20 protein-coding genes and 5 pseudogenes are annotated in these 24,499 nt (G+C 52.5%); 13 read left to right on the top strand and 12 right to left on the bottom strand.

Annotation, left to right across the window (positions count from 1 at the left end; translation table 11 throughout):
• The first annotated feature begins 112 nt into the window (after positions 1 to 112).
• From acrD to ACQ86O_RS12625, 3 genes and pseudogenes are all read left to right on the top strand, one after another.
• Positions 113 to 3,248: pseudogene (gene acrD / locus ACQ86O_RS12635) on the top strand (multidrug efflux RND transporter permease AcrD).
• A 395-nt stretch (positions 3,249 to 3,643) separates the two neighbouring features.
• Positions 3,644 to 4,123 (top strand): tetratricopeptide repeat protein, encoded by a 480-nt coding sequence (locus ACQ86O_RS12630; protein ID WP_431225486.1) that lies wholly within the window; start codon positions 3,644 to 3,646, stop codon positions 4,121 to 4,123.
• A gap of 296 nt (positions 4,124 to 4,419) precedes the next feature.
• Positions 4,420 to 4,742 (top strand): annotated as a pseudogene (locus tag ACQ86O_RS12625) (transposase); the annotation flags it as partial.
• A gap of 16 nt (positions 4,743 to 4,758) precedes the next feature.
• Here the strand turns inward: ACQ86O_RS12625 and ACQ86O_RS12620 are convergent.
• Together ACQ86O_RS12620 and ACQ86O_RS12615 are read right to left on the bottom strand one after the other, a co-directional pair.
• Positions 4,759 to 5,924, bottom strand: a protein-coding gene (locus tag ACQ86O_RS12620; RefSeq protein ID WP_431223352.1) for an IS3 family transposase whose coding sequence is annotated in 2 segments (ribosomal slippage) — positions 4,759 to 5,660 and positions 5,660 to 5,924 — 1,167 coding nt in all. Because the reading frame shifts where the segments join, the coding sequence is not laid out codon by codon here.
• Between the two features lie 204 nt (positions 5,925 to 6,128).
• Positions 6,129 to 6,254 carry a hypothetical protein gene (locus ACQ86O_RS12615; protein WP_431225485.1) on the bottom strand — a complete coding sequence of 42 codons (126 nt, stop codon included), beginning with the start codon at positions 6,252 to 6,254 and terminating at the stop codon, positions 6,129 to 6,131.
• Between the two features lie 85 nt (positions 6,255 to 6,339).
• On the opposite strand from ACQ86O_RS12615, the gene ACQ86O_RS12610 reads away from it, so the two are divergent.
• The 4 genes and pseudogenes from ACQ86O_RS12610 to ACQ86O_RS12595 all read left to right on the top strand — a co-directional run bounded on the left by ACQ86O_RS12610 (position 6,340) and on the right by ACQ86O_RS12595 (position 8,699).
• Positions 6,340 to 6,717: an ArsC family reductase gene (locus ACQ86O_RS12610; RefSeq protein ID WP_431225484.1), complete on the top strand. Its 378-nt coding sequence runs from the start codon at positions 6,340 to 6,342 to the stop codon at positions 6,715 to 6,717.
• Positions 6,714 to 7,840 (top strand): annotated as a pseudogene (dapE, locus tag ACQ86O_RS12605) (succinyl-diaminopimelate desuccinylase). The gene ACQ86O_RS12610 and the pseudogene dapE overlap by 4 nt, the downstream one beginning before the upstream one ends.
• Positions 7,837 to 8,511: a M15 family metallopeptidase gene (locus ACQ86O_RS12600; protein ID WP_431225483.1), complete on the top strand. Its 675-nt coding sequence runs from the start codon at positions 7,837 to 7,839 to the stop codon at positions 8,509 to 8,511. Before dapE ends, ACQ86O_RS12600 begins: the two are co-directional and overlap by 4 nt.
• A 2-nt stretch (positions 8,512 to 8,513) precedes the next feature.
• Positions 8,514 to 8,699, top strand: coding sequence for a YpfN family protein (locus tag ACQ86O_RS12595; protein WP_431225482.1), 186 nt, complete (start codon positions 8,514 to 8,516; stop codon positions 8,697 to 8,699).
• 41 nt (positions 8,700 to 8,740) lie between these two features.
• Here ACQ86O_RS12595 and ypfH read toward each other — a convergent pair whose 3' ends face one another.
• The 6 genes and pseudogenes from ypfH to dapA form a co-directional block, all read right to left on the bottom strand.
• Positions 8,741 to 9,397: an esterase gene (gene ypfH, locus ACQ86O_RS12590; RefSeq protein WP_431225481.1), complete on the bottom strand. Its 657-nt coding sequence runs from the start codon at positions 9,395 to 9,397 to the stop codon at positions 8,741 to 8,743.
• A 107-nt stretch (positions 9,398 to 9,504) separates the two neighbouring features.
• Positions 9,505 to 11,516, bottom strand: a pseudogene (locus ACQ86O_RS12585) (tRNA(Met) cytidine acetyltransferase TmcA).
• Positions 11,517 to 11,571: 55 nt separating this feature from the next.
• Positions 11,572 to 12,441, bottom strand: a complete 870-nt coding sequence (ypfJ, locus tag ACQ86O_RS12580) for a KPN_02809 family neutral zinc metallopeptidase (protein ID WP_431225480.1) — start codon at positions 12,439 to 12,441, stop codon at positions 11,572 to 11,574.
• A gap of 191 nt (positions 12,442 to 12,632) precedes the next feature.
• On the bottom strand, positions 12,633 to 13,346 hold the full coding sequence (gene purC / locus ACQ86O_RS12575) for a phosphoribosylaminoimidazolesuccinocarboxamide synthase (RefSeq protein WP_431225479.1): 714 nt from the start codon (positions 13,344 to 13,346) through the stop codon (positions 12,633 to 12,635).
• A gap of 192 nt (positions 13,347 to 13,538) precedes the next feature.
• Positions 13,539 to 14,591: an outer membrane protein assembly factor BamC gene (bamC, locus tag ACQ86O_RS12570; RefSeq protein ID WP_431225478.1), complete on the bottom strand. Its 1,053-nt coding sequence runs from the start codon at positions 14,589 to 14,591 to the stop codon at positions 13,539 to 13,541.
• Between the two features lie 16 nt (positions 14,592 to 14,607).
• Positions 14,608 to 15,489: a 4-hydroxy-tetrahydrodipicolinate synthase gene (gene dapA / locus ACQ86O_RS12565; protein ID WP_431225477.1), complete on the bottom strand. Its 882-nt coding sequence runs from the start codon at positions 15,487 to 15,489 to the stop codon at positions 14,608 to 14,610.
• A gap of 108 nt (positions 15,490 to 15,597) precedes the next feature.
• Here dapA and ACQ86O_RS12560 point away from each other — a divergent pair, with 108 nt between their 5' ends.
• Both ACQ86O_RS12560 and bcp read left to right on the top strand, forming a co-directional pair.
• Positions 15,598 to 16,179: a glycine cleavage system transcriptional repressor gene (locus tag ACQ86O_RS12560; RefSeq protein ID WP_431225717.1), complete on the top strand. Its 582-nt coding sequence runs from the start codon at positions 15,598 to 15,600 to the stop codon at positions 16,177 to 16,179.
• 27 nt (positions 16,180 to 16,206) lie between these two features.
• On the top strand, positions 16,207 to 16,671 hold the full coding sequence (bcp, locus tag ACQ86O_RS12555; RefSeq protein ID WP_431225476.1) for a thioredoxin-dependent thiol peroxidase: 465 nt from the start codon (positions 16,207 to 16,209) through the stop codon (positions 16,669 to 16,671).
• 170 nt (positions 16,672 to 16,841) lie between these two features.
• Here the strand turns inward: bcp and ACQ86O_RS12550 are convergent, their stop codons facing one another.
• Positions 16,842 to 17,918, bottom strand: coding sequence for an AI-2E family transporter (locus ACQ86O_RS12550; protein WP_431225475.1), 1,077 nt, complete (start codon positions 17,916 to 17,918; stop codon positions 16,842 to 16,844).
• Positions 17,919 to 18,263: 345 nt separating this feature from the next.
• On the opposite strand from ACQ86O_RS12550, the gene ACQ86O_RS12545 reads away from it, so the two are divergent.
• Positions 18,264 to 19,733, top strand: a complete 1,470-nt coding sequence (locus tag ACQ86O_RS12545; RefSeq protein ID WP_431225474.1) for a beta-barrel assembly-enhancing protease — start codon at positions 18,264 to 18,266, stop codon at positions 19,731 to 19,733.
• A 21-nt stretch (positions 19,734 to 19,754) separates the two neighbouring features.
• A complete protein-coding gene (arsC, locus tag ACQ86O_RS12540) occupies positions 19,755 to 20,108 on the top strand; it encodes an arsenate reductase (glutaredoxin) (protein WP_431225473.1) in 354 nt (117 codons plus the stop codon).
• A 110-nt stretch (positions 20,109 to 20,218) separates the two neighbouring features.
• Here the strand turns inward: arsC and hda are convergent, their stop codons facing one another.
• Complete coding sequence (hda, locus tag ACQ86O_RS12535) at positions 20,219 to 20,920, bottom strand: DnaA inactivator Hda (protein ID WP_431225716.1); 702 nt, start codon at positions 20,918 to 20,920, stop codon at positions 20,219 to 20,221.
• Positions 20,921 to 21,259: 339 nt separating this feature from the next.
• Between hda and ACQ86O_RS12530 the strand changes: the two genes are divergently transcribed.
• Both ACQ86O_RS12530 and ACQ86O_RS12525 read left to right on the top strand, forming a co-directional pair.
• Positions 21,260 to 22,042 (top strand): haloacid dehalogenase-like hydrolase, encoded by a 783-nt coding sequence (locus ACQ86O_RS12530; RefSeq protein WP_431225472.1) that lies wholly within the window; start codon positions 21,260 to 21,262, stop codon positions 22,040 to 22,042.
• A 97-nt stretch (positions 22,043 to 22,139) separates the two neighbouring features.
• The gene (locus ACQ86O_RS12525) at positions 22,140 to 22,319 is read left to right on the top strand and encodes a hypothetical protein (RefSeq protein WP_431225471.1); all 180 of its coding nucleotides are present in this window, start codon (positions 22,140 to 22,142) and stop codon (positions 22,317 to 22,319) included.
• A gap of 50 nt (positions 22,320 to 22,369) precedes the next feature.
• On the opposite strand, the gene uraA is transcribed toward ACQ86O_RS12525, so the two are convergent.
• Positions 22,370 to 23,659, bottom strand: coding sequence for a uracil permease (gene uraA, locus ACQ86O_RS12520; protein ID WP_431225470.1), 1,290 nt, complete (start codon positions 23,657 to 23,659; stop codon positions 22,370 to 22,372).
• A 126-nt stretch (positions 23,660 to 23,785) separates the two neighbouring features.
• Positions 23,786 to 24,411 (bottom strand): annotated as a pseudogene (gene upp, locus ACQ86O_RS12515) (uracil phosphoribosyltransferase).
• Positions 24,412 to 24,499 lie beyond the last annotated feature (88 nt).

Here is a 24,499-nt window from a genome sequence, read left to right as displayed (position 1 = left end):
CCTCGGCATCACGAGTAAAGTGCAATAGCACCGGGATCGTGCCGGGCAGTAGATAAATAAGCATAACCGATGCTGTCAAAGATAGAGCAAGTCATAACGAGGTTCATGCCGCATGGCCAATTTTTTTATTGATCGCCCGATTTTTGCCTGGGTTCTGGCAATTATTCTTTGCCTTACGGGGACGTTGGCGATTTTTTCTCTCCCAGTGGAACAATACCCGAACCTGGCGCCGCCGAACGTGCGTATCAGCGCCAACTATCCAGGAGCCTCCGCGCAAACGCTGGAAAACACCGTCACCCAGATTATCGAGCAGAACATGACCGGCCTCGACAACATGATGTATATGTCGTCGCAGAGCACCAACACCGGCCAGGCTTCGGTCACGCTGACCTTTGAGGCTGGCACCGACCCTAACGAGGCCATGCAGCAGGTTCAGAACAAGTTACAAGCCGCGATAAAACGCCTGCCGCAGGCGGTCCAGCAGCAGGGGGTAACCGTATCCAAATCTGGCGATACCACGCTGATGATGGTGGCTTTCGTCTCTACCGACGGTAGCATGGATAAGCAGGACATTGCAGATTACATCGTTTCCAACCTGCAAGACCCCCTTAGCCGCATCAACGGCGTAGGGAGTATGGACGTTTACGGTTCGCAATACGCAATGCGTATCTGGCTCGACCCCAATAAACTCACCAGTTTTCAGCTCACCACTCAGGATGTTGTTGGCGCAATCACCGCGCAAAACGCCCAGGTGGCGGTGGGCCAGCTAGGGGGTTCACCTTCGGTGGATCAGCAGGCGTTAAACGCCACGATCAATGCCCAGTCCCAGTTGCAAACGCCGGAGCAGTTCAGCCAAATCACGCTGCGCGTCAATCAGGATGGCTCGCTGGTCACGCTGGGGGATGTCGCCACCATAGAGCTGGGTGGCGAGAACTACAATTTCCTCAGCCGCTATAACGGCATGCAAGCCGCCGGGATGAATATCAAGCTGGCATCCGGTGCCAACGAATTGCAAACCGATGAGCTGGTTAAAGCCAAAATCGAAGAGCTTTCGCAATACTTCCCGCACGGGCTGGAAGCGAAGGTCGCCTATGAGACAACGCCGTTCGTGAAGGCTTCGATCAAAGACGTGGTCAAAACCCTGATGGAAGCCATTCTGCTGGTGTTTTTGGTCATGTACCTGTTCTTGCAGAATTTCCGCGCCACCCTGATCCCGACCATCGCCGTGCCCGTGGTGCTGTTAGGCACCTTCGCTATTCTTTCGGCCTTCGGCTACAGCATTAATACCCTGACAATGTTCGCTATGGTGCTGGCTATCGGCCTATTGGTGGATGATGCCATCGTGGTGGTAGAGAACGTCGAACGTGTGATGAGCGAAGAAGGCCTCTCTCCACGCGACGCCACACGCAAATCCATGGCGCAGATCCAGGGCGCGCTGGTGGGGATTGCCTTGGTGCTTTCTGCGGTGTTTATCCCGATGGCCTTCTTCGGCGGCACTACCGGCGCTATTTACCGCCAATTCTCGATCACCATAGTTTCTGCCATGGTGCTTTCGGTGCTGGTGGCGATGATCCTTACCCCGGCACTTTGCGCCACCATCCTAAAACCGATAGCCAAAGGACATCATCATGGCAAACGCGGTTTCTTTGGTTGGTTCAACCGCATGTTCAACCGTAATACCGAGCGCTATGAGCGTGGCGTGGCCCGGGTGTTGCACCACAGCGTGCGCTACATGATTATTTATCTGTTGTTGCTTGCGGGTTTGGCGCTGCTGTTCATCAAACTGCCAACCTCTTTTCTGCCACAGGAAGACCGCGGCGTGTTCACCGTTCAGGTGCAGCTACCCGCAGGTTCTACCCTGCAGCAAACCACCAAGGTGGTAGAAAAAGTCGAAAGCTACTTTATGACCAAAGAGAAAGAAGATGTGCTCTCGGTATTCTCTACTATCGGCTCAGGGCCTGGCGGCAACGGCCAAAACGTCGCTCGTATGTTTATCCGCCTTAAAGATTGGGATCTGCGAACCTCAGGAGCTAACAGTTCGTTCGATATCATCGATCGTGCCACCAAAGCGTTTAGCAGTATCAATGAAGCACGGGTGATCGCCAGCAGCCCCCGCCATTACCGGATTGGGTAATTCCTCTGGCTTTGATATGCAACTGGAAGATCACGCCGGTCTGGGCCACAGCAAACTGATGGCAGCACGCGATCAATTGCTGCAACTGGCGGGACAAAACCCACAGTTGACGCGTGTGCGCCACAATGGCCTGGATGACAGCCCACAACTACAGATCGATATCGATCAACGTAAAGCCCAGGCATTGGGTGTGTCGATCAGTGATATCAACAACACCCTGTCCACCGCCTGGGGCTCCACTTACGTGAACGACTTTGTTGACCGTGGCCGGGTGAAGAAAGTGTATGTTCAGGCAGCAGCGCCTTTCCGCATGCTGCCGGAAGATATCAACAAATGGTATGTGCGTAATGGCAGCGGTGGTATGGTGCCCTTCTCCGCCTTTGCCAGTTCTCATTGGGATTATGGCTCGCCGCGACTGGAGCGCTATAACGGCAGCTCTGCGGTAGAAATTGTGGGTGAAGCCTCTTCCGGCGTCAGTACCGGTACCGCAATGAACGAGATGGAAAAGCTGGTCAGCCAGTTGCCAACCGGTTTTGGTCTGGAATGGACGGCGATGTCCTATCAGGAACGTCTGTCCGGTTCCCAGGCTCCGGCGCTCTACGCCATCTCGTTATTGGTGGTATTCCTGTGTCTGGCGGCTCTGTACGAAAGCTGGTCGATACCCTTCTCGGTAATGCTGGTCGTGCCTTTGGGCGTTATCGGCGCGGTAGCCGCAACCTGGCTACGAGGGCTGGAAAACGACGTTTACTTCCAGGTTGGGCTATTGACGATTATCGGTTTGTCGGCCAAGAACGCCATTTTGATCGTGGAGTTCGCAAACGAGCTCAATAATAAAGGCAAGGATCTGATGGCGGCGACGCTGGAAGCCTCACGCCTGCGTCTGCGCCCCATCCTGATGACCTCACTGGCCTTTATCTTCGGTGTTCTGCCAATGGCAATCAGCTCTGGAGCCGGTTCTGGCAGCCAGCATGCGGTAGGCACCGGGGTAATGGGCGGCATGATCTCTGCCACCATTTTGGCGATTTTCTTTGTACCGCTGTTCTTTGTGTTAGTGCGCCGTCGCTTCCCTGGCAAACAGGCAAGCGCGTTACCGGCGGATAAACACGACGAATAATGGGCGCAAAAAAAGCAGCCTCGGGAAACCGATGCTGCTTTGCTATAAACTAAACTTTTTTACCCAAGGTGCTTTAAATACAAACAAACTGATCGGCCTTGTGTTAAACCCAACGCGGTGTTAGTTACCTAACATCTCATCGATGAATTTTTTCCAGTTTTGTAGCTCCATATCAACCATAATACTTCCATTCCTCATTAATTGGACACTTGCATTCTACGCCCATTTTTTGACCAAGTGAAGCATTTTGGGAACGATGCCAGCCGCAGAAACAGGGGATGGCGCACATTTTCTGATATATCAGAAAGCTACCAGATTTTTAACTTCCCTTGTGCAATTCCTTCCTAAGTAGTAGCGTGCAACAGGATTGGAAAAGCGCATTGAAAGGGAAAATTATGTCGCTGGTGTTGCAGATCGAACAATTAAAAAAGCAGGGCCGCTACCCGGAGGCCACTGAAATTGCCCAGCAAATGCTGGAACAGGCTCCGCTTGATGCCAGGCTACATTACCAACTGGCCTGCCTGTACGATGTGCAGGGTTTTGAACAACAGGCTATCCCCTGCTACCTTGCCGCTTTACAGCATGACCTGCCGCCACCGCTTCGCCAGGAAGCCTGGCTCGGGCTAGGAAGCACATACCGAGCGTTGGGGGAATATCAGAAATCGCTGGACGCCTTCGATAGCGGCCTAAACGAATTCCCTCAAGCAAAAGAGATCACTTTGTTTCGCGCCATGACGCTCTATAACCTAGGGGAAACCAAGCAGGCGGTGGCAGACTTGCTGATTCTGTTGGCTGAAACCTCGGCCCATACGGAGATCAGCACCTATCAACGCGCTATTCGCCAATATGCGGCGGATTTGGATCGGATTGGCTGATTGGGCATATCGGCGGGTATTCCTGGCTAACCTCAGTGCAAACTTTTTCACTCCCGCAGTTATTTGTTCTTTTTGAAAAAAGAATACTTATTTAATGTAAATCCTTATCGGCGTTAATTAGAAAACCCTATCATTTCTGATGCTGTAACGACTCGATTTTGCAATGTGCCATTGCAATAAATCCTATTTACTTCAATCTTTTACCTCTGGTGGCGATGTAAGTATCCCGGCAAAACGAACCATTCACTTTTAGAGATCTTCCGACATACTGATTATGTCCCATTGAGGAGATCGCTATGCGCAAAGCTCGATTCACCGAACACCAGATCATCGCCGTTTTGAAGTCCGTTGAAGCCGGACGATGTCTGCCGTGAAGCAGGGATATCTGAGGCCTCGTACTACAATTGGAAAGCGAAATTTGGTGGTATGGAAGCGTCTGATATCAAAAAGATGAAAGATCTTGAAGACGAAAGCCGACGGCTGAAACAGATGTTTGCCGAGCTGAGTCTAGAGTGCCGGGCACTCAAAGATGTTATCGAAAAAAGCTTTAAAACCAGCGATAAAGCGTGAGCTCGTCAGCTATCTGACGGCACAGTTTACGATGAGCATACGCCAGGCTGTAGTGGATCACAAAATTAGGACACCGGGATAACCTGTCTCCACTGTTCTTCATACGCACAAGGGGGTATACCCCCGTTATGCGTATGAGGACGAAAAACGTTGTAATAACCGTTTATCCAATTGCTGATATCACGTATCGCATTGCCAAAATCAACATAGCCTCCCTTTGGCAACCACTCACTTTTTAGACTACGAAATACCCTTTCCATTGGTGAATTATCCAGGCAATTCCCTCTGCGACTCATGCTTTGCATTACCCCATATAGCCAGAGTAACCTTCTATATTTATTGCTTTTATATTGACTGCCTTGATCTGAATGAAAAAGCAGACGACCATTGCGAGGGCGAGTTTCCAATGCATTACGTAAAGCCCTACACACCAGGTCAGCGTCAGCTGTTAATGACAGAGCTGACCCCACAATCCGGCGTGCATATAAATCCACAACCAAAGCGAGATAACACCATTTATCCTGTAAACGAACAAAACTGATATCGCCACACCACACGCGATTAGGGGCTGAAGGGGTAAATCTGCGACCCAATATGTTGGGTAATGCAGGACTGTTATTATCGTTTATTCGGTAATGGTGTTTACGCGGTTGACAGCTTGTCAGGCCGCACTCTGTCATCAAGCGTCGCGCCAACCATCGACCTACATCACATCCACTCTGGCGCAACATTTGGCTAAGTGTACGGCTGCCTGCCGCACCACGACTGAGTGCATGAAATGCTCTCAGTCGGCTACGTAACTCCACTCTACGAGCATCAAGGGGACGTCTTACATAAGCATAATAAACGCTGCGATGAACCCCCAGCAAACGGCAGAGTGTCACTATCGGCCATTTCACCTTTAGCCGTGTGATTAGCGGACAGATTTTCCGGGGATTTCGCTCATCAACACGGCAGCCTGCTTTAGTATTTCTTTTTCCATCTCAAGGCGCTTTATCTGCACTTTAAGCTGCTGAATTTCCCGCTGTTCGGGGGTAATAGCGTTCCCCATCGGCTCAATGCCGCGGAGTTCTTGTTGATAAAGCCGTATCCATTTACGCAGATGGTCAGGATTGAGTTCAAGTGATTGAGCAACCTCTCGAACATCGCGCTGATATTTAACGACTTGCTCGATAGCTTCAAGTTTAAACTCTGGGGAGAATGTGCGTTTGGTTCGCCGAGTTTTGAGCATGTATCACCTCATATTCACTGTTTTAACATTAACAGGTTTTAGAGATGTCCTGAATGACCGAACCACTACAGTTGGCGATGAGCCGCTTTATTATCGAGTTTGGTGACCGTCTAAACGAGCACCTTTAATACGCTGGCAGTTACACAGAATTATGGACAGGCTCGGGCTTTATCTTCCCCTCTATCAAGCGAGTAAAAAACTTGCCTAAACCAGAGGTGTTTTCCATTTGCTGGCCTTTAAACGCAGGCTCCCCCGGTCAACGATGAACTCATAGTTGTCTGGATCTAAGCCTAGTTTTACCGCATTATCTTTCACATAATCCAGTAGCATAGCCTCCTGACGGTCTAAGCCATCACCACTAGCTTGCTTTTCCGTACTGATTCGAAGATATAGGTAGCACTTTCTTATGGTAAATATGGACTCAAAAAGTTTGTTTAAGCTCTATGGCATCAAAAATTGTGACACCATCAAAAAAGCACGCCGCTGGCTGGAAGAGCAAGGGGTAGCTTATCAATTCCACGACTATCGTGCAGACGGGCTGAACGAACAGCAACTGCGTGATTTTGTTGAACGCCTGGGTTGGCAGCCGCTGCTAAATACCCGTGGCACCACCTGGCGCAAGCTGGATGAAGCGCAGCGCAATGCCTGTGATAACGCCGATGCCGCCATTGCCTTGATGCTGGAGCAACCGGCCATCATCAAACGCCCACTGCTCGATGACGGTAAGGGCCATGCTCTGCTGGGGTTCAGCACCGAAAGCTATCAGCAATTTATCTCCGAGGTTAAATCATGATTTGCCCTGTTATTGAACTGGCGCAACAGTTAATCAAGCGCCCTTCCCTCAGCCCGCATGACGAAGGCTGCCAGGAGATCATGATTGCCCGCCTGAAAGCGATTGGCTTTACCATCGAACCGATGAATTTTGGCGATACACAAAATTTCTGGGCCTGGCGGGGCCAAGGCCCGACGCTGGCATTTGCAGGCCACACCGATGTAGTGCCTACCGGTGATGAAAAAATTGGGATAACCCTCCGTTTGAGCCCGCTATCCGCGATGGCATGCTCTACGGGCGTGGCGCAGCCGATATGAAAGGTTCACTGGCCGCGATGGTGGTCGCCGCCGAGCGCTTTGTCGCGGCTAACCCCAACCATCAGGGCCGACTGGCTTTTTTGATCACCTCTGATGAAGAGGCCAGCGCCACCCATGGCACAGTAAAAGTGGTGGAAGCATTAATGGCGCGCAACGAGCGCCTTGATTATTGCCTGGTGGGTGAGCCTTCCAGCACCGAACGCGTTGGGGATGTGGTGAAAAATGGCCGCCGTGGCTCTATTACCGCCAACCTGCGCATCCACGGTATTCAAGGGCACGTCGCTTATCCGCATCTGGCAGATAACCCGGTTCATCGCGCGCTGCCTGCGCTAAATGAACTGATCGCGATTGAATGGGATCGGGGCAACGAATTCTTCCCGCCAACCAGCATGCAAATAGCGAATGTGCAAGCCGGTACCGGCAGCAATAACGTGATCCCTGGTGAAATGTTTGTGCAGTTCAACTTCCGTTTCAGCACCGAACTCACTGATACGCTAATCAGGCAGCGTGTGCAGGAACTGCTGGATCGCCACCAACTGAACTACAGCCTCGACTGGTGGTTATCGGGCCAGCCATTCCTGACCGCCCGTGGTGCGCTGGTCGATGCCGTGGTTAATGCAGTTGAACACTACACAGAAGTGACACCGCAATTGCTCACCACGGGCGGCACCTCTGATGGCCGTTTCATCGCCCAGATGGGAGCGCAAGTGGTTGAACTGGGCCCGGTTAATGCCACCATCCACAAAGTGAATGAGTGTGTGCATGCGGCCGATCTGCAATTACTGAGCCGCATGTATCAACGTATCATGGAGCAATTGGTCGCATGATCAGCGCAGAAATGCTCACCGGGCGCTCAACGGAGCATCTGGCGGTGCTCAGCGGCAATCATCGGTTGCAACCCGCCGCTGTAGCCGCTTTCCAAGCCATGCAGCAGGCAGCAAAAGCCGCTGGCTTTGATCTGCAACCGGCCAGTACCTTTCGTGATTTCGATCGGCAACTGGCGATCTGGAATGGCAAGTTTTGCGGTGAGAGGCCAGTATTAGACCAAGACAGTCAGCCGATAGACGTGCTCGAACTGTCTGCCGCCGAACGTTGCGAAGCCATTTTGCGTTGGTCAGCGCTGCCTGGTGCCAGCCGCCATCACTGGGGCAGCGATCTGGATGTGTACGATCCCTCACTGCTGCCGGAAGGGCAGAAGCTGCAGTTGGAACCTTGGGAATATGAGGAAGGCGGCTATTTCTACCCATTGAATCAGTGGATGACTGCACATATGGCAGAGTTCGGCTTTTATCGCCCGTTTACCGAAGATCAAGGCGGTGTTGCTGTCGAACCCTGGCATCTGAGCTATCGTCCTCTGGCCCTGGAAGCCGAACATTTATTAACGCCCGCGCTGCTGCTGGCAGCCTGGCGTGATAAGGACGTTGCTGGTGCTCAATGGCTGGAAAGCCATTTGCCATCAATATTCACGCGTTTTATACGCCCAGAAGGAAAGGTGTAAACATGCAATGGTTAGCTGACTACTGGTGGATTATCCTGGTGATACTGGTCGGCATTGTCCTCAATGGCATCAAAGAGTTACGCCGTCTGGATCACAAAAAATTCCTGGCTAATAAACCGGAATTGCCGCCGCACCGCGACAATAACGCCAAGTGGGACGACGAAGACGACTGGCCAAAGAAAAAGTAACCTCAGGGCGCATTGGCGCCCTGTCTTTTAGGTTAAAGCGATCACATCGTCTCTTCCCAATAGCGCTGCGGCACGTAGTAATGCAAGCGTTCCAGAGCATTGTGCATCATGCCTGCATTAATGGCATGCCCTACGCCTTCCTCAACGTCTATCGTCACGTCGCCGCCAATGGCTTGTAAACGCTCTGCAGCCGCTTGGGCATGTTCAAGCGCAATCACGGCGTCCGTCTCTCCATGAATAAAGTGAATCACGCTTTCACCAAAATGGGTCTCCGGTAATTGGGCAAAGCGGCCGCTAAAAGCCACGACCCGCCCAGCCAGTTTGGGTTCTGCCTTGAGGCCTTCCAACGACATGATCGAACCCTGCGAAAAACCGACCAATGCAGTCGCCGCATAGCCTACGCCACTCTGCTGCTGCCAATAACGCACGGTTTCAACAAATTTTGGCATCACCTCGGCAATGCGTTGCACGCGATTATCTTCCGTGATCCCCTGCACCGAGAACCACTGGCGGCCATTGCCATTTCCGAAAGCGAATGGGCCGCCGATGCTCACTACCAAGGCCTGAGGGAATTCTTTGGCGAAGTAACTGCCGATCTCCCCCATCGCCACCGGGTTATCTCCTACGCCATGAAATAACAAGATCAGTTGCTCTGCCGGTGTTGCAGGGCTTTGGACAACAAAATGCTCATGTTTCATGGTGGCTCCTCAGGTTAAAACACTCCGGGGCTTTGCCGGCGTCTGTCGTTTACTATACGCCGCGGAGAAATCAGGAAAATCGGGTTTTATTGAACAACTCTTTCCATTTATTGCAACGACTGAGACCACTGATGCCAGTAGCGGCAATGCTGCTGATCAAGATGCTCCAGAGCCTGCGCAGCCTCTTGCCGCCAACGGCGCAGCAACGCCTTCTGGCCACTCAAGCCATACCGAGTAACGCTTTGCGCTATCGTCTGCTGGTGCTGCAGATGGCCACGTAGCGCTTCACAAGGTAATTCGGTGGCTAGCAGCAGGCGCTGCAACGCCCCCAGGCTGGCCTCCAATGGACGGTGGGCAAAAGCAAAACCGGCCAGTTCACGCCAGTCTTCCTCATTGAATACGGGATCGCCGTCATCATCCGCGATCTCCAGGGGCAGATCGCTACGCTGTCGTAACCAGCGCCAATCACGTGCCAGATGTTTATGCGCCGCATGGCACAGTGCCGCCCCTTGCTCGCTGAACGGTAACAGCGCCATCGCGGTATAGCAGCCACTGCTGGCCTCGGGTTTATTACCGACTCGCACCAGCGTGAAGCCGCAAGACTGCCAGAAACGCCACAATGGCTCGGTATAGCCAAAACTGACGGACAGGAAATCCAGCCCCTGCGAGCACTGCTTTTGCTGCTCAATTAACCGGCTGGCTATCCCTTGCTGGCGCAGTTCCGGTAAGACCGCGATCCGGGTAATGCGGCGTGAATACAGCGTGGGTGCCCACCATTGCCCGCTATGCGCCGCCAGGGATTGTGCCACCAGATTGCCGCGTGGCCTTCTTCGCCCCGCCCAGACTTCATGGGCAAGTTCAGCCGCCAAGCCGCCTTCATCGACCAGCCATAGCGCCCCAACCACATCGTCCCCCAAAGATGCGGCACTAAAATGCATGCCCGGGGCATCCATCAGGCGGCGTAAATCCAGTGGGGAGGTGCGGTAATGTGCGCTACAGAGCAAAGCGTAGAAACGCCGTAACCGCTGCGGTTCAACACAGAGTTCCGCCTGTTTGGCCGGGGTAATAGTTAAGCTTTGATTGGCCGCTGACCATACTGGCTCTTCGTTGAACAACAAGGCATTATCGATAACCCGCTCCAGCGCGTCCCCTGCTGCCCAGCGCATGGGCTGTTGCAGACTTAGCGGCTGCCATTGTGGCAAGGAGGCGCAGAATTTCAGCAAAAAACCTCGGCCGGTCCCTTCATATCCTTGCACCGTGGTAGTAAGCAACACACGAGGGAAATAGCCAATCAGTTGTTGCAATAGCGGGCCAGGGATGGCTGCGGCTTCATCCACCAGCAACCAGCCAACCTCACCAATGCCCTGTTCGGCACAATATTGCAGCAAGGCATCAGGGGCCCAGAATTGTGCCCGCCCTTGTGCCCATTCGCTGGCCACATCGGTCGTGGCTCGGCTCGGGCCGGTGATCCAGCAGGTTAACGGGCTCTGTGCCATCAGCATGCCTGCCAGGCTGGATTTCCCCGCCCACGCGCTGCCGTTAATACCCAGATACCCGATTCAGCCTGAAGCAACCGGGTCAAAATAACCTGCTGTTCAGCACTTGGGTTGCCTTGGGGCGCAGACCAATCTGAGCGCACGGGTAAAGGCGCCAGGCTCAGTGGCTCACCCTGCCGCCAAACGGATACTTCACTGTCCGCCAGCAATTGTTGTTGCAGATGATGGATAAAATGGGGTGTAGCGATCGGCTCAGGGCAATCACTCCAACGCAGGCTGTCGTTATCTGGTCGCTGTGCCCAATGTTGCCAGGGCGGTACCAGCAGTAATAGCCAACTTCCCGCTCGTAAAGTGCCGCACAGTTGCGCCAAGGCTTCCACATCCAACCCTTCTGCCGCATCAAAAACCGCATGCAGCCGCTCCTGCCCCAGCAAGGTTTTGACCCCGCTGCTCGCCAATGCCTGATGCCCCGCAGGAGCGCAGCCTCCCACCCAAGGAGAATCCCCTGGCAAACAGGTTAGCAATTGCTGCGCCTGATCCCGGCACCATTGAGCCTCACCGCTAATCACCAACAGCCGCCGGATACCCTGCTGCTGCATGCGTAGTTGCATTGCTTGTAACATTGGAGTTCAGACCTGAAAGAAGAGTGCCGGGCTTAAGCTCCGGCACCAGGATAAATTAGCGGGAAGCAAAGGTGTTGCAGGTATTCGGATCGCCGCTGTCAAACCCTTGTTTGAACCAGGTATAACGCTGCTGTGAGGTGCCGTGCGTAAAGCTGTCTGGCACTACCCGCCCCTGGCTTTGTTGCTGTAAGCGGTCGTCGCCAATCGCTTGTGCGGCATTCAGCGCCGCCTGCAGATCGCCAGCTTCCAACATTTGCTGTTTCTCGGCATAGTGACCCCAAACGCCAGCAAAACAGTCGGCTTGCAGCTCCATTTTGACCGAGAGGCGGTTTACATCCACTTGGCTTGCTCCTTGCTGCATCTGACGAACCTTGCGCTCAATGCCCAGCAGGTTCTGAACATGGTGCCCCACTTCGTGTGCCACCACATAGGCCTGGGCGAAATCACCGCCAGCCCCCATTTTGGTTTTCATATCCTGATAGAAAGAGAGATCGATATAGACCGTGCCATCCGCCGGGCAATAAAATGGCCCCATCACCGATTGGCCGGTGCCACAACCGGTACGCGTTGCACCTCGGTACATCACCAACTTGGGATCCTGATAGTTTTTGCCCATCTGCTGGAAGATCCCCTGCCAGTTATCTTCGGTCGAAGCCAACACCACCGAGGTAAATTTGGCCAGTTCGTCATCTTTCGGGCTGATACTGGCGCTTTGCTGCTGAGTTTGCGGTGCCACATCGCCACCGTTGAGCAACGGGGTGAGATCGACACCGTAGTAACCGGCAACCAAAACCACCACCAGAATAATCAGGCCGCCCTTGCCGCCGATCGGTGGGCGGAACCCACCGCCACCGCCGCCAAGACCGGAAGACTGCCCGCGACGATCCTCAACATTGTCACTTTCCCGACGCCCTTGCCAACGCATAGATAAACTCCAGAGTAGATTTTTAATAATCGTAGGAAACTCGCCCACTAATTACCATTATAAGAGGTTGGCGGCAGAGAAAATGCAGTAATTTTCTGGAAAGCGTGGAGAATAACAGGTGAGGGTTGTGGTTTGATGCTTTTCCCTCTCCAGCCTGGAGAGGGAATTGCTTAAACGGCGTTACGGTTAAGTCAGTCCAGCTTCACGCCGATACGGCGGGCAACTTCTTCGTAAGCTTCGATCAGGCCGCCCAGGCTTTGGCGGAAACGATCCTTATCCATTTTATCCAGGGTGTTTTTATCCCACAGGCGGCTACCGTCCGGGGAGAACTCATCACCCAGCACCACTTCACCCTTGAACAGACCGAACTCCAACTTGAAGTCCACCAGGATCAGACCAGCATCGTCAAACAGTTTGCTCAGCACTTCGTTGGCCTTGTAACTCAGTTCACGCATGCGCGCCAGATGAGTTTTGTTCACCCAACCAAATGTCTCACAGTAGGATTCGTTGACCATTGGGTCGTGCATTGCATCGTTTTTCAGGAACAGATCAAACAGCGGAGGATTGAGCGGCAGGCCTTCTTCGATACCCAGGCGCTTTACCAGCGAACCGGCGGCGCGGTTACGGATCACACACTCAACTGGCACCATATCCAGTTTTTTCACCAGCACTTCGGTGTCTGACAGCAGGCGTTCCATCTGCGTCGGGATACCCGCCTCTTCCAGCTTGCTCATAATGAAATGGTTGAACTTGTTGTTCACCATCCCTTTGCGATCAAACTGCTCAATGCGCTGACCATCCAGTGCTGACGTATCGTTGCGGAATTCCAGCACCAGCAGATCCGGGTTTTCGGTGGTGTAGACGGTTTTGGCTTTTCCACGATACAACTCAGCTAGCTTTTGCATCTTACTTACTCCAATAAGGTTATACCTTCCGGCCTGCAGGCGGCAGCGTGATGCGCTTCGGCCTGCACCCTACCGGGTATAGAATTGACCTGATAAATTCTTTGGCGTGCGGGTGGCTATTGTGCCAAATTCGCGACGCAAACGATACCGTATCAATAAAACAAAAAGGGGCCGTAGCCCCTTTGATGTTGATTATTTAACGCTGGTTTTACTGAAAGCCGTCTGGAATACCGCCACCAGCGCATCGTTTTGCGACTGGGTCAACGGTTTGCCTTTGGAGTCGATGAATTGCAAACTGGTACGGTTATTCAAATCACCGACCTGCAGTTTGTAATCCCCTTCTTTCAGTTCAGGGTCTTTCGCACCCAGTGCATCCCAATCGCTGCTGCTCAGGGATTTATAGGTAACAGCTACGGTGCCCTGCGGACGGCTGCGGTCACCCACTTTCATCCCCAGTTTTTCCAGTGCCGGTGGCAAGCGATCCCACACTACCGTGTAAGGAGCACGCACGATCAGCATCGGCAAGCCAGTGTCATCCGCGCCACTTTGAACATCCAGTGCGCCAATACGGTTGGCGGATTGGCTGTTGGCCAGGTTGTCCTGCTTATCCAGCCCTTCAACGATGGAGTTCATCATCATACCGTTGTAACGCTGAATATCAGACGGATCGGTCACCTTCTCGGTTTGTCCTTGCTGACGCAATTCGAGGGTTTTCACCACCAGCGCCTGCTGGTAACCCTGCTGCTGTACGCTTATCTGGTAGCGGCCTTCGTACTGGTTGTCTTCGTCCAGACGGTTCCACTTCACCCAGTCGGTAGTCAGAGTCTGCTTAGCTTCATCGCGCGAGGCGATCGTCATGTTTTTCGCCTGCAGTTGGCTGACTACGCGTGACCACAGGTTCTGGTTCTGTGGGCTGTTTTCCAACAGCAGCGTGCCGCTGTCACCGGCGTATTGGCCGCGAGAACCGCTCAGCAGAGCCAACGGCTGTACCGGAGGCCGGATATCCAGTTGCTTGCCAACAGCGCCTTTCTGCGCACTTGCCGGAACTTCATAATTACCAGTTTGTACCGGCAGGATCAGGCCGGACGGCGCGCTCATCGGTTTTAGCGGTGCGGCATCAAGATATGCCTCATCGCCGCTGACCTGGCGTTTGTAGCGCTGATCGGTGGAACAGGCCGCCAGCGTCATCACCAACGCTAATCCCACGACTGTAGCTACCGTCGACTTTTGCAATGAATAAGCCATTAAATTTCCCTAAGAGTTACAGCAAACCGGCGCTTTTCAGCGCACGCTCCACGACAGGACGGGCAGCGTCGGTCAACGGCGTCATAGGCAGACGCATTGTATCAGTTGCCATCAATCCCAATGCCTTACAGGCCCATTTCACCGGAATTGGGTTTGCTTCTACAAACAAATCTTGATGCAAAGGCATCAAGCGCTGATTCAGACGGCGGGCTTCAGCAAAGTTGCCCTGCGCCGCCAGGCGACAAAGCTCGGCCATTTCACGTGCTGCCACGTTGGCCGTCACGGAAATCACCCCTTTGCCACCCAGTTGCATAAAGTCCAGACCACTGGCGTCATCGCCGCTCAGAAGAATGAAGTCTTCATCATCAACCAGCACTTGGATCTGGCTAACACGACTTAAGTTCCCTGTCGCCTCTTTAACGGCAACAATATTCTTGATTTTGGCCAAACGCGCGATGGTAGGCGGCAGCATGTCACAGCCGGTACGCGAAGGCACGTTATAGAGGATCTGCGGCAAATCGGTGCTTTCAGCAATAGCTTTGAAATGCTGATACAGGCCATCCTGAGTCGGCCTGTTGTAGTAAGGCGTTACCGTCAGGCAACCCACTACCCCCGTATTGCTGAAGCGCTGAGTCAGCGAAATCGCTTCGCTGGTGGCATTGGCACCGGTTCCGGCGATCACCGGAATGCGCCCAGCAGCCAGTTCCAGCGTCTGTAGCACCACATCAATATGCTCGTCGTGGGCTAGTGTAGCGGACTCTCCGGTAGTCCCTACGGAGACAATAGCCGCAGTCCCACTGGCTACATGATAATCAATCAGTTTTTTTAGGCTCGCACGATCGACAGCACCTTTGTCGTCCATCGGCGTAACCAGTGCAACAATACTTCCCGTAAACATTGGCCGTCCCCTCTACAAACAAGTCATTCATGGTACTTTCGTCGCCTATCCAAAAGCAAGCAAACAACGTGTTGTAAGCGCTTGGCAGGCGGTTTTTTTGTGTTTACCATGGTAACCCCATTGAGCACGACAGGAAGCTGCATTTTGCCTAAGCCTGATGAACACTATCTTGTGATTACCGCACTGGGCGCCGATCGCCCCGGTATCGTCAACACCATCACCCGCCACGTCAGTAGCTGCGGGTGCAATATCGAAGATAGCCGTCTGGCCATGCTGGGTGAAGAGTTCACCTTCATCATGCTGCTTTCAGGCAGCTGGAACGCGATTACCCTGATTGAATCCACTTTGCCGCAAAAAGGCGCCGAGCTGGACTTATTGATTGTGATGAAACGCACAAACTCGCAAGAAAGGCCGCCAATGCCAGCTACAGTTTGGGTGCAGGTCGAAGTAAAAGACTCCCCGCACATCATTGAGCGCTTTACCGGCCTGTTTGACTCCAGCCAGATGAACATTGCTGAATTGGTATCACGCACACAACCGGCGGAAGGGGACCTCCCTCCCCAGTTATTTATTCAGATCACCGCACACAGCTCAGGCGATCGGGATGCATCAAATATTGAACAAGCTTTTTATCGCCTATGTACAGAATTGAATGCACAAGGCAGTATTAGCGTTGTGAACTATCCGTAGCATGATGAGAAAGTATGGAGAGTAGTTATGAGCCCATTGAAAGCCGGTGATACAGCGCCGAAATTTAGTTTGCTTGACCAGGATGGCGAGGAAATTAATTTGGCCGACTTCCAGGGACAGCGAGTACTTGTTTACTTTTATCCCAAAGCCATGACCCCAGGTTGTACCGTACAAGCCTGTGGGTTACGGGATAACATGGATGAATTGAAAAAAGCGGGTGTCGAAGTGTTAGGCATCAGCACCGATAAACCAGAGAAACTGTCGCGTTTTGCTGAGAAAGAGTTGCTCAACTTCACGCTGTTATCTGATGAGGATCATCAGGTAGCGCAGGCATTTGGCGTTTGGGGTGAGAAAACCTTCATGGGTAAAACCTATGATGGCATCCACCGCATCAGCTTCCTGATTGATGCTAACGGCAAGGTTGAGAAAGTGTTTGATGATTTCAAAACCACCAATCATCACGACATTGTTTTGGCTTACCTCAAGCAGTAAGTATCTATACCCTATGAATTTCAAATTGCAGCCAGGCACCAGCCCGCTTATCCCCTGGCGCTTACTTTGGTAAGTGGCTGGGGTAAGCGGGTGCAGGTAACAATGCTGCAGCTTGAAAGGTGAAGAGTATAAAGCGCAGCAGCCTGGGTTGCTGCGCTTCCTTCTCAGGCTTATTTCATTTCTTCATCCACATCGACGAGCATTTCATCTGGCCAGGCATGGATCACCGCTTTCACCAACGTGGCTAGTGGGATAGCAAAGAACACGCCCCAGAATCCCCACAGCCCACCGAAAATAATCACCGAAAGGATAATCACCAACGGATGAAGGTTGACCGCCTCCGAGAACAGGATTGGCACCAGCAGGTTACCGTCCAATCCTTGCACCACCAGGTAAGCGATAATCAGCGTCCAGAAATCGGTGCCGATCCCCCACTGGAACATCGCCACCACCACCACCGGGATCGTCACCAGCACTGCACCGATGTAAGGGATCAATACCGAGAAACCGACCAGCACCGCCAGTAACAGGGAATAGCGCATATCCAGGATGAAGAACACCAGGTAGGTTGCCACCCCGACGATCACCATCTCCAATACCTTGCCGCGAATATAATTGGTGATCTGCTGGTTCATCTCGATCCAAACCTGCCCTGCCAATCCCCGGTTACGCGGCAACACGCGGCGCACCGCATTGAGCATCTGCTCTTTATCCTTCAGCAGGAAGAACGCCATCAGGGGCACCAGGATCAGATAAATGGCCAACGTCAGCAACCCGACCAGAGAGGCCAGCGAGAACTTCACCACCGATTCCCCCATGCCAGACAGCCGACCACGCAGGTTCTCCGCCATCATATCTATGATGCCGGCATCCACCAGCGCCGGGTAGCGATTGGGTAATGTGGCGGCATAGTTGTAGAACTGATTGAGCATGCCCGGTAAATCCGTCATCAGATTGATGCCCTGCTGCCAGGCGGTTGGTGCGACCACAAACACCAGCAGCAGCGTAATGCCACCAAACAGGATCAGCACAACGCTCGCCGCCCAGGTGCGTGAACATCCCAAGCGCTGCAGGCGCGCGGTAGGCCACTCCAGCAGATAGGCAAGTACCATCGCCACCAACAGCGGGGTGAGGATGCCGTGCAGAAAATAGAGAATGCAGAACCCGGCAACCAGGATCACCAGAAGCGCAATAGCCTGCGGATCGGTGAAGCGACGTCGGTACCACTGTAATAACATCTCCAACATCAGAGATTGCTCCTTATTCCATCAATGAGAGTGAGGTTCGCCTGTCCCTGTGCGGCCCAGCAGGTATGACATGGTTCTTGGTTTTGACACAATTTCGCGCCGTATAAACGTTTTATTGCGGGTTGCGGCTGGCTATGATGTGATGGCGTCAAGCCAATCAGATGCACAGCCCCTGAAAGGGCATTTTTGTGAGCCAACGCACTTTCGCGCTGATTGTACTGGAGAGTCTGGCACGGAAGAAGAACTCTTATCTGATGCTGACGTCTTATACGCTATAGATTTCAAGTTGCCGCTTGAAAGACGACGGGTAAAGTTGATGACTTACTTTGAGGGAATGACCTAACTATGACCACCCGGTTGACTAAAACAGCGTTAGCAGTACTGTTGCTCGGTTCGCTTGGCGCCTCATCGCTGGTACAGGTAAATGCACAAACGCAGGACCAGTTGCCGGACATGGGCACCACCGCAGGTGGCACTCTGAGCATCGGCCAGGAACTGACGATGGGTGATTTTTATGTGCGCCAATTGCGTGCCAGCGCCCCATTAATCAACGACCCCCTTTTAACCCAGTATATCAACCAGTTGGGGAACCGGCTGGTAGCAAGTGCCTACTCCGTGCGCACCCCGTTCCATTTCTTTCTGGTACGCAACGACGAGATAAACGCCTTTGCCTTCTTTGGCGGTAACGTGGTGCTGCATTCGGCACTGTTTCGTGAAACCAGCAACGAAAGCCAACTGGCCTCGGTGCTGGCACACGAAATCTCTCACGTAACCCAGCGCCACCTGGCCCGGGCGATGGAAGACCAGCAGCGCAATGCTCCACTGACCTGGGTTGGTGCACTGGGGTCTATTTTGCTGGCGATGGCCAACCCGACTATGGGTATGGCGGCGCTAAGCGGTACGCTGGCAGGAACACAGCAAGGGATTATCAGTTTCACCCAAGCCAATGAACAGGAAGCCGACCGTATCGGTATTCAAGTGCTGAAGCGAGCCGGGTTCGATCCCGAAGCCATGCCTGATTTCCTGCAGAAGTTGGCCGATCAATCCCGCTACGCCTCTAAACCGCCGGAAATGCTGTTAACTCATCCCCTGCCTGATAGCCGTCTTGCGGATGCGCGTAACCGTGCCAACCAGATGCCGCGTCAAATTGTGCAATCCAGCCAGGACTACCTGCTGGCCAGGGTGCGTACGCTTGGTATGTACAGCTCGGAGGGCTACGGCCTGACCGAAGACGTGCTTGATGCGTACAGCAAGGGTAACGTGCGCGAACAGCTGGCCGCGAAATATGGCCGGGCGATCCTGTACTACGAAGCGAAGAAGTACGATGAAGCCCGCAACATCATCCAGCCGCTGCTGGCACAGGACCCGCAAAATGTCTGGCTGCTGGATCTGTTGACCGATATCGATCTTGGCCAGAATAAAGCCACGCAGGCCATTGCCCGCCTACAGGCCGTCAACGCAGCGCAAAGTAATAATCCGGTGCTGCTGCTCAACCTGGCAAACGCCTATGTTGAGGGCAACCAACCGGCGCAAGCTTCAAAAATTCTTAACCGCTATACGTTCGCCCATCCAAACGATCCGAACGGTTGGGATTTGCTGGCTCAGGCCAGTGCCGCGCAAGGGTTGCGTGATGAGGAGCTTTCCGCCCGAGCAGAAAGCCTGGCTTTGGCTGGCCGCCTGGACCAGGCGATTGGCTTACTCAGTAACGCCAGTTCATTGCAAAAACTCGGCAGTCTGCAGCAGGCCCGTTACGATGCGCGTATCGACCAATTGCGTCAGTTGCAAAAAACCTTCAGCAAGTTCCAACGCACCTGATTTGAACAAGGAAAGATTGAAATGAAAAACGTCACTATTTACCACAACCCGCGCTGTTCAAAAAGCCGAGAAACGCTGGCTTTGCTGGAACAACACGGCGTTCAACCGCAGATTATTTTGTATCTGGAAACGCCGCCTTCGGTGGACCAACTGAAAAAGCTGCTGAAAGCGCTCGGCTTCAGTTCTGCCCGCGAGCTGATGCGCCAAAAAGAAGACCTATATAAAGAGCTGAAACTGGCGGATGAAACGCTAAGCGAAGATCAACTGTTAAAAGCGCTGGTAGAAAACCCGAAGTTGATCGAACGCCCGATCGTCGTGCAAGGCAACAAGGCCCGTATCGGGCGGCCACCGGAGCAGGTTCTGGAAATTATTTGATTTCATCAGATGACATGGCCTGAATGAAACATCTGAGGTGAGAGTCCCCGGTTGGCATCAACCAGGGAACGAGATGTGCTGATACCCACCGGGCTCTGGGAGCAGAGCCCTTATAACCCGAGAATTTCCTTCACAAACGGGATGGTCAGTTTGCGCTGTGCGGTGATTGAAGCGCGATCAAGCTGATCCAAGGTCATAAATAGCGTACGCATTTCCCGATCCAGGCGTTTTAGCAGAAACCGGCCCACGTCCTCTGGCAGCTCAAAACCGCGCAATTTGGCGCGCAATTGCAGCGCCTGCAGTTTTTCTTCATCAGACAATGGCTGCAGCTTGTAGATTTGCCCCCAATCGAGCCGGGAGGCCAGATCGGGTAGACGCAGGTTCAGTTGGCGCGGTGGGCGATCGCCAGTGATAAACAGGCGCGTTCGGCCCGTTTCCAGAATGCGGTTATAGAGATTGAAAATCGCCATTTCCCACTCTTCATCGCCAGCGATGCACTCTATATTATCGATGCACACCAGGGCTAACTGTTCCATGCCGTCCAGCACTTCGGGCACGAAGTAGGCCCGTTTATCCAGCGGGACATAGCCCACCGCTTCACCACACTGGGAAAGCTCGGCACAGGCAGCGTGCAGCAAATGGCTGCGTCCCCCGCCTTCGCGTGACCAGAAATAGATATAGCTACCGTGTTGCTGGCGCACCGCAGACTGGATCGCGGCTAAAAGGGATGGGTTCTCGCCCGGATAAAAACTGGCAAAAGTTTCATCATCGGGAAGATAAAGTGGCAGTGAAAGCTGTGCCGGCGTATTCAGAAAGTACCTCAACCAAAACTGGCAGGAAAACGTGGGCAGTTTACCACAGATTACCGGCCCTGTTGAACCAGCAGTGAGAACAATGCCATAACTGCATATTTTTTCATCAACTGGCGTTACAAAAACCAATATAACTCCTCTTGCCGGTCGGGTTTTTCGGTATTTTTTATTAGGAATTTATCTATATATTAAATACCAGATATCTCCTTATGCCATTTAATATTTATCCTGACATTAGAACTATTAATGATTACATTACATAAATGAGATCCAGAGCCAACTTTTATCTCAATAAGTACCTATAATCGCGAAAAGATAAACATCAAAAAGGAAATATTAATGTTGGTAATAAAGAAAGTCATGGGTTTAATAATTGGTTTTTTAGCGGCTGCAACCTGTTCTTCAGTTTATGCGACAGAATTAACCTCTTGGCCAGAGCCACAAGCCAAAGAGCTGAACGAACTTATTGCCTCTCGTGCCAATAAAGGGGATTTTGCGGTTTTCGACATGGATAACACCACCTATAAAAATGATCTGGAAGAATCGCTTATTCCCTACATGGAAAATAACGGCATATTAAAGAGAGAGAAAATTGATGCTTCATTAGTCTTGATCCCATTCAATGACAGCCTCGGAGAGAAAGAAAGCCTATACAGTTATTATCACCGTCTGTGTGAAATGGACGACTTGATTTGTTACCCTTGGGCAGCGCAGATATTTGCCGGTTTCACCTTGCGTGAATTAACCCGGCAGGTTGATGGCCTGATGGCGTTAAAAGAAAAAATCCCGGCTAAATACATCAAGGACAATCAATTACATCACCGCGACGTTGAGCCTCCTCGCCCCTTGCGCGGCATGCAGCAGTTGTTTGCCAAACTGCAGGAAAATGGTATTGAGGTCTATATCATGAGTGCTGCTCACGAAGAGTTGGTGCGTATGATCGCCAGCAATCCTAAATATGGCTATAACGTTAAACCACAAAATGTCATTGGCATTAATACGCTGCTGATCAACCCTAAAACCGGTGAGCTAACAACAGCACGCAAGCAGATAAAAGCCGGAAATTACCTGCCAGAAAAAACCAGGATCTGGCAATCACCCCCTATATCGTCAACCCAATGACCTGGTTTGAAGGCAAGGCTGGCAGTATTCTTGGGTATATCGACCAGTGGAGAAAACCTGTTTTAGTGGGGGTGATACCCTTTATTCCGATACCTTTATGCTGTTAAACAGCACCGATGCGCAAATCGGTAAACGTTTATGGATCAGCAGAAATCCAGAAACCTTAAAACAGCTTTCGCAGTTGCAACAGGATGCGGTAAAACAACAGAAAGCCTCTGGATTGCAGGCCACCGCGGATAAAAACTGGGTAATAGTTAACCAGCAGGATATCGAATAAACCATAAAGGGCGAGTTATCGCCCTTTATATTTTAACGCTGTATCAGGGGTTATTTATGATCAAGCCGCTCTTCAGGCACGTCGATAACTTCTTCTTCCTTGCGATACAGGCTGATCAGTTTAAACAGCAGGCTCAGGCCGATACCGACAATGGTCGCCAACGCCATGCCTTTCAATTCTGCCGCACCAATATGCACTTTCGCGCCGCTGACGCCGATAATCAGGATCACTGAAGTCAGGATCAGGTTCTGCGCCTTGTTGTAATCCACTTTGGATTCGATCAATACGCGAATACCCGAAGCGCCAATGACCCCATACAGCAGCAGTGAAACGCCGCCCATTACCGGCACCGGTACCGCCTGGATGGCTGCCGCCAGTTTGCCTATGCAAGAGAGCAGGATCGCCAGAATAGCCGCACCACCGATCACCCAGGTACTGTAAACCTTGGTGATGGCCATAACACCGATGTTCTCGCCGTAAGTAGTATTTGGCGTTGAGCCGAAGAAACCAGAGATCACGGTCGAGATACCGTTGGCGAACATCGAACGGTGCAGGCCCGGATCGCGCAGCAAATCTTTCTTGACGATGTTAGCCGTTACCACCAGGTGGCCGACGTGTTCGGCAATGACCACCAACGCAGCAGGCAGGATGGTAAAGATGGCAAACCACTCAAAGCGAGGCGTATAGAAGGTCGGCAAGGCAAACCAAGGTGCATCAAAGATTGGTTGCAGATTCACCACGCCCATAAAGAACGACAGCGCATAACCCACCAGCACACCAATCAGGATCGGGATAATCGCCAGGAAACCACGGAACAGCACCGACCCCAAAACGGTTACGCCCAGCGTCACCAAAGAAATGGTGATGGTGGTGCTGTCTGCAGCGGTGCCTTCCGCTGGCAGCAACCCAGCCATACTGGCGGCTACGCCCGCCAGTTCCAGACCGATGACGGCAACGATTGCGCCCATTGCCGCAGGTGGGAACATCACATCCAGCCACCCCGTCCCCGCCTTCTTCACAATCAGCGCCACCAGGCAAAACAGCACGCCACACATGATAAAACCGCCTAACGCCACTTCATACCCCAGCGGCAACAGCAGCAGGACCGGTGAAATAAAAGCAAAGCTGGAGCCCAGATAAGCCGGGATTTTTCCCTTACAGATAAACAGATACAGCAGCGTACCAATACCATTAAACAACAGCACCGTTGCAGGGTTGATCTTGAACAGGATCGGCACCAGCACGGTTGCCCCGAACATGGCGAACAGGTGCTGGAAGCTGAGTGGAATGGTCTGGAACAACGGTGGGCGTTCATTAACGCCGATGGCGCGACGGGTCATGTGGTGTTTTTCCTTAAGTTGTTAGTCGTGTGGGCCTTGTTATAAATGCTCGCTGGATTTCAAGTTACCGCCGTAGCTTGAGAAACAAAGAACATAAAAAAGCCGACTCTCTGGTCGGCTATACTTTTATTTGGTACCAAATATCTTATCGCCCGCATCACCCAGGCCAGGCACAATGTAGCCCTTCTCATTCAGGCACTGATCGATAGACGCGGTATACAGCTCCACGTCCGGGTGTGCTTTCTCCAGCGCAGCAATCCCTTCAGGCGCGGCGACCAGTACCAGCACCTTGATGCTATGGCAGCCAGCTTTCTTCAGCAGGTCGATGGTAGCGATCATAGAACCGCCGGTAGCCAGCATTGGGTCAACAACCAGCGCCAAACGTTCTTCAATGTTGGAAACCAGCTTCTGGAAATACGGCACCGGCTCCAGGGTTTCTTCATTACGATAAACCCCAACTACGCTGATACGCGCGCTGGGTACGTGCTCCAGAACCCCTTCCATCATGCCAAGACCCGCACGCAGGATTGGCACAACGGTAATTTTTTCCCTTTAATCTGCTCAATTTCAACTGGCCCGCACCAACCTTCGATGGTAACTTTTTCCGTTACCAGATCGGCTGTCGCTTCATAGGTCAGCAAACTACCCACTTCAGAAGCCAGTTCACGAAAACGTTTGGTGCTAATATCATGCTCACGCATCAGACCAAGCTTGTGTTTAACCAGCGGGTGTTTCACCTCAACGATCTTCATCATTTTTCTCCTATTAAGGTGGTTGACGGCCAAAAAATCGCGGGATTATACCGCCTTTTGCCGGTCACGCCACTACCAATAGCCGGAT

The organism is Serratia sp. L9, assembly GCF_050632285.1.
In the GTDB taxonomy this organism is placed as follows: Bacteria; Pseudomonadota; Gammaproteobacteria; order Enterobacterales; family Enterobacteriaceae; genus Chania.
Note: the sequence above shows the minus strand (reverse complement) of the source record. Positions and strands in the feature narration are given on the sequence as shown.

Excerpts from the sequence above, each read along its gene's own strand:
- ACQ86O_RS12630 (WP_431225486.1), top strand. The coding sequence starts at position 3,644 with ATGTCGCTGGTGTTGCAGATCGAACAATTAAAAAAGCAGGGCCGCTAC.
- ACQ86O_RS12615 (WP_431225485.1), bottom strand. The coding sequence starts at position 6,254 with ATGCTACTGGATTATGTGAAAGATAATGCGGTAAAACTAGGCTTAGAT.
- ACQ86O_RS12610 (WP_431225484.1), top strand. The coding sequence starts at position 6,340 with ATGGACTCAAAAAGTTTGTTTAAGCTCTATGGCATCAAAAATTGTGAC.
- ACQ86O_RS12600 (WP_431225483.1), top strand. The coding sequence starts at position 7,837 with ATGATCAGCGCAGAAATGCTCACCGGGCGCTCAACGGAGCATCTGGCG.
- ACQ86O_RS12595 (WP_431225482.1), top strand. The coding sequence starts at position 8,514 with ATGCAATGGTTAGCTGACTACTGGTGGATTATCCTGGTGATACTGGTC.
- ypfH (WP_431225481.1), bottom strand. The coding sequence starts at position 9,397 with ATGAAACATGAGCATTTTGTTGTCCAAAGCCCTGCAACACCGGCAGAG.
- ypfJ (WP_431225480.1), bottom strand. The coding sequence starts at position 12,441 with ATGCGTTGGCAAGGGCGTCGGGAAAGTGACAATGTTGAGGATCGTCGC.
- purC (WP_431225479.1), bottom strand. The coding sequence starts at position 13,346 with ATGCAAAAGCTAGCTGAGTTGTATCGTGGAAAAGCCAAAACCGTCTAC.
- bamC (WP_431225478.1), bottom strand. The coding sequence starts at position 14,591 with ATGGCTTATTCATTGCAAAAGTCGACGGTAGCTACAGTCGTGGGATTA.
- dapA (WP_431225477.1), bottom strand. The coding sequence starts at position 15,489 with ATGTTTACGGGAAGTATTGTTGCACTGGTTACGCCGATGGACGACAAA.
- ACQ86O_RS12560 (WP_431225717.1), top strand. The coding sequence starts at position 15,598 with ATGGTAACCCCATTGAGCACGACAGGAAGCTGCATTTTGCCTAAGCCT.
- bcp (WP_431225476.1), top strand. The coding sequence starts at position 16,207 with ATGAGCCCATTGAAAGCCGGTGATACAGCGCCGAAATTTAGTTTGCTT.
- ACQ86O_RS12550 (WP_431225475.1), bottom strand. The coding sequence starts at position 17,918 with ATGTTGGAGATGTTATTACAGTGGTACCGACGTCGCTTCACCGATCCG.
- ACQ86O_RS12545 (WP_431225474.1), top strand. The coding sequence starts at position 18,264 with ATGACCACCCGGTTGACTAAAACAGCGTTAGCAGTACTGTTGCTCGGT.
- arsC (WP_431225473.1), top strand. The coding sequence starts at position 19,755 with ATGAAAAACGTCACTATTTACCACAACCCGCGCTGTTCAAAAAGCCGA.
- ACQ86O_RS12530 (WP_431225472.1), top strand. The coding sequence starts at position 21,260 with ATGTTGGTAATAAAGAAAGTCATGGGTTTAATAATTGGTTTTTTAGCG.
- ACQ86O_RS12525 (WP_431225471.1), top strand. The coding sequence starts at position 22,140 with ATGCTGTTAAACAGCACCGATGCGCAAATCGGTAAACGTTTATGGATC.
- uraA (WP_431225470.1), bottom strand. The coding sequence starts at position 23,659 with ATGACCCGTCGCGCCATCGGCGTTAATGAACGCCCACCGTTGTTCCAG.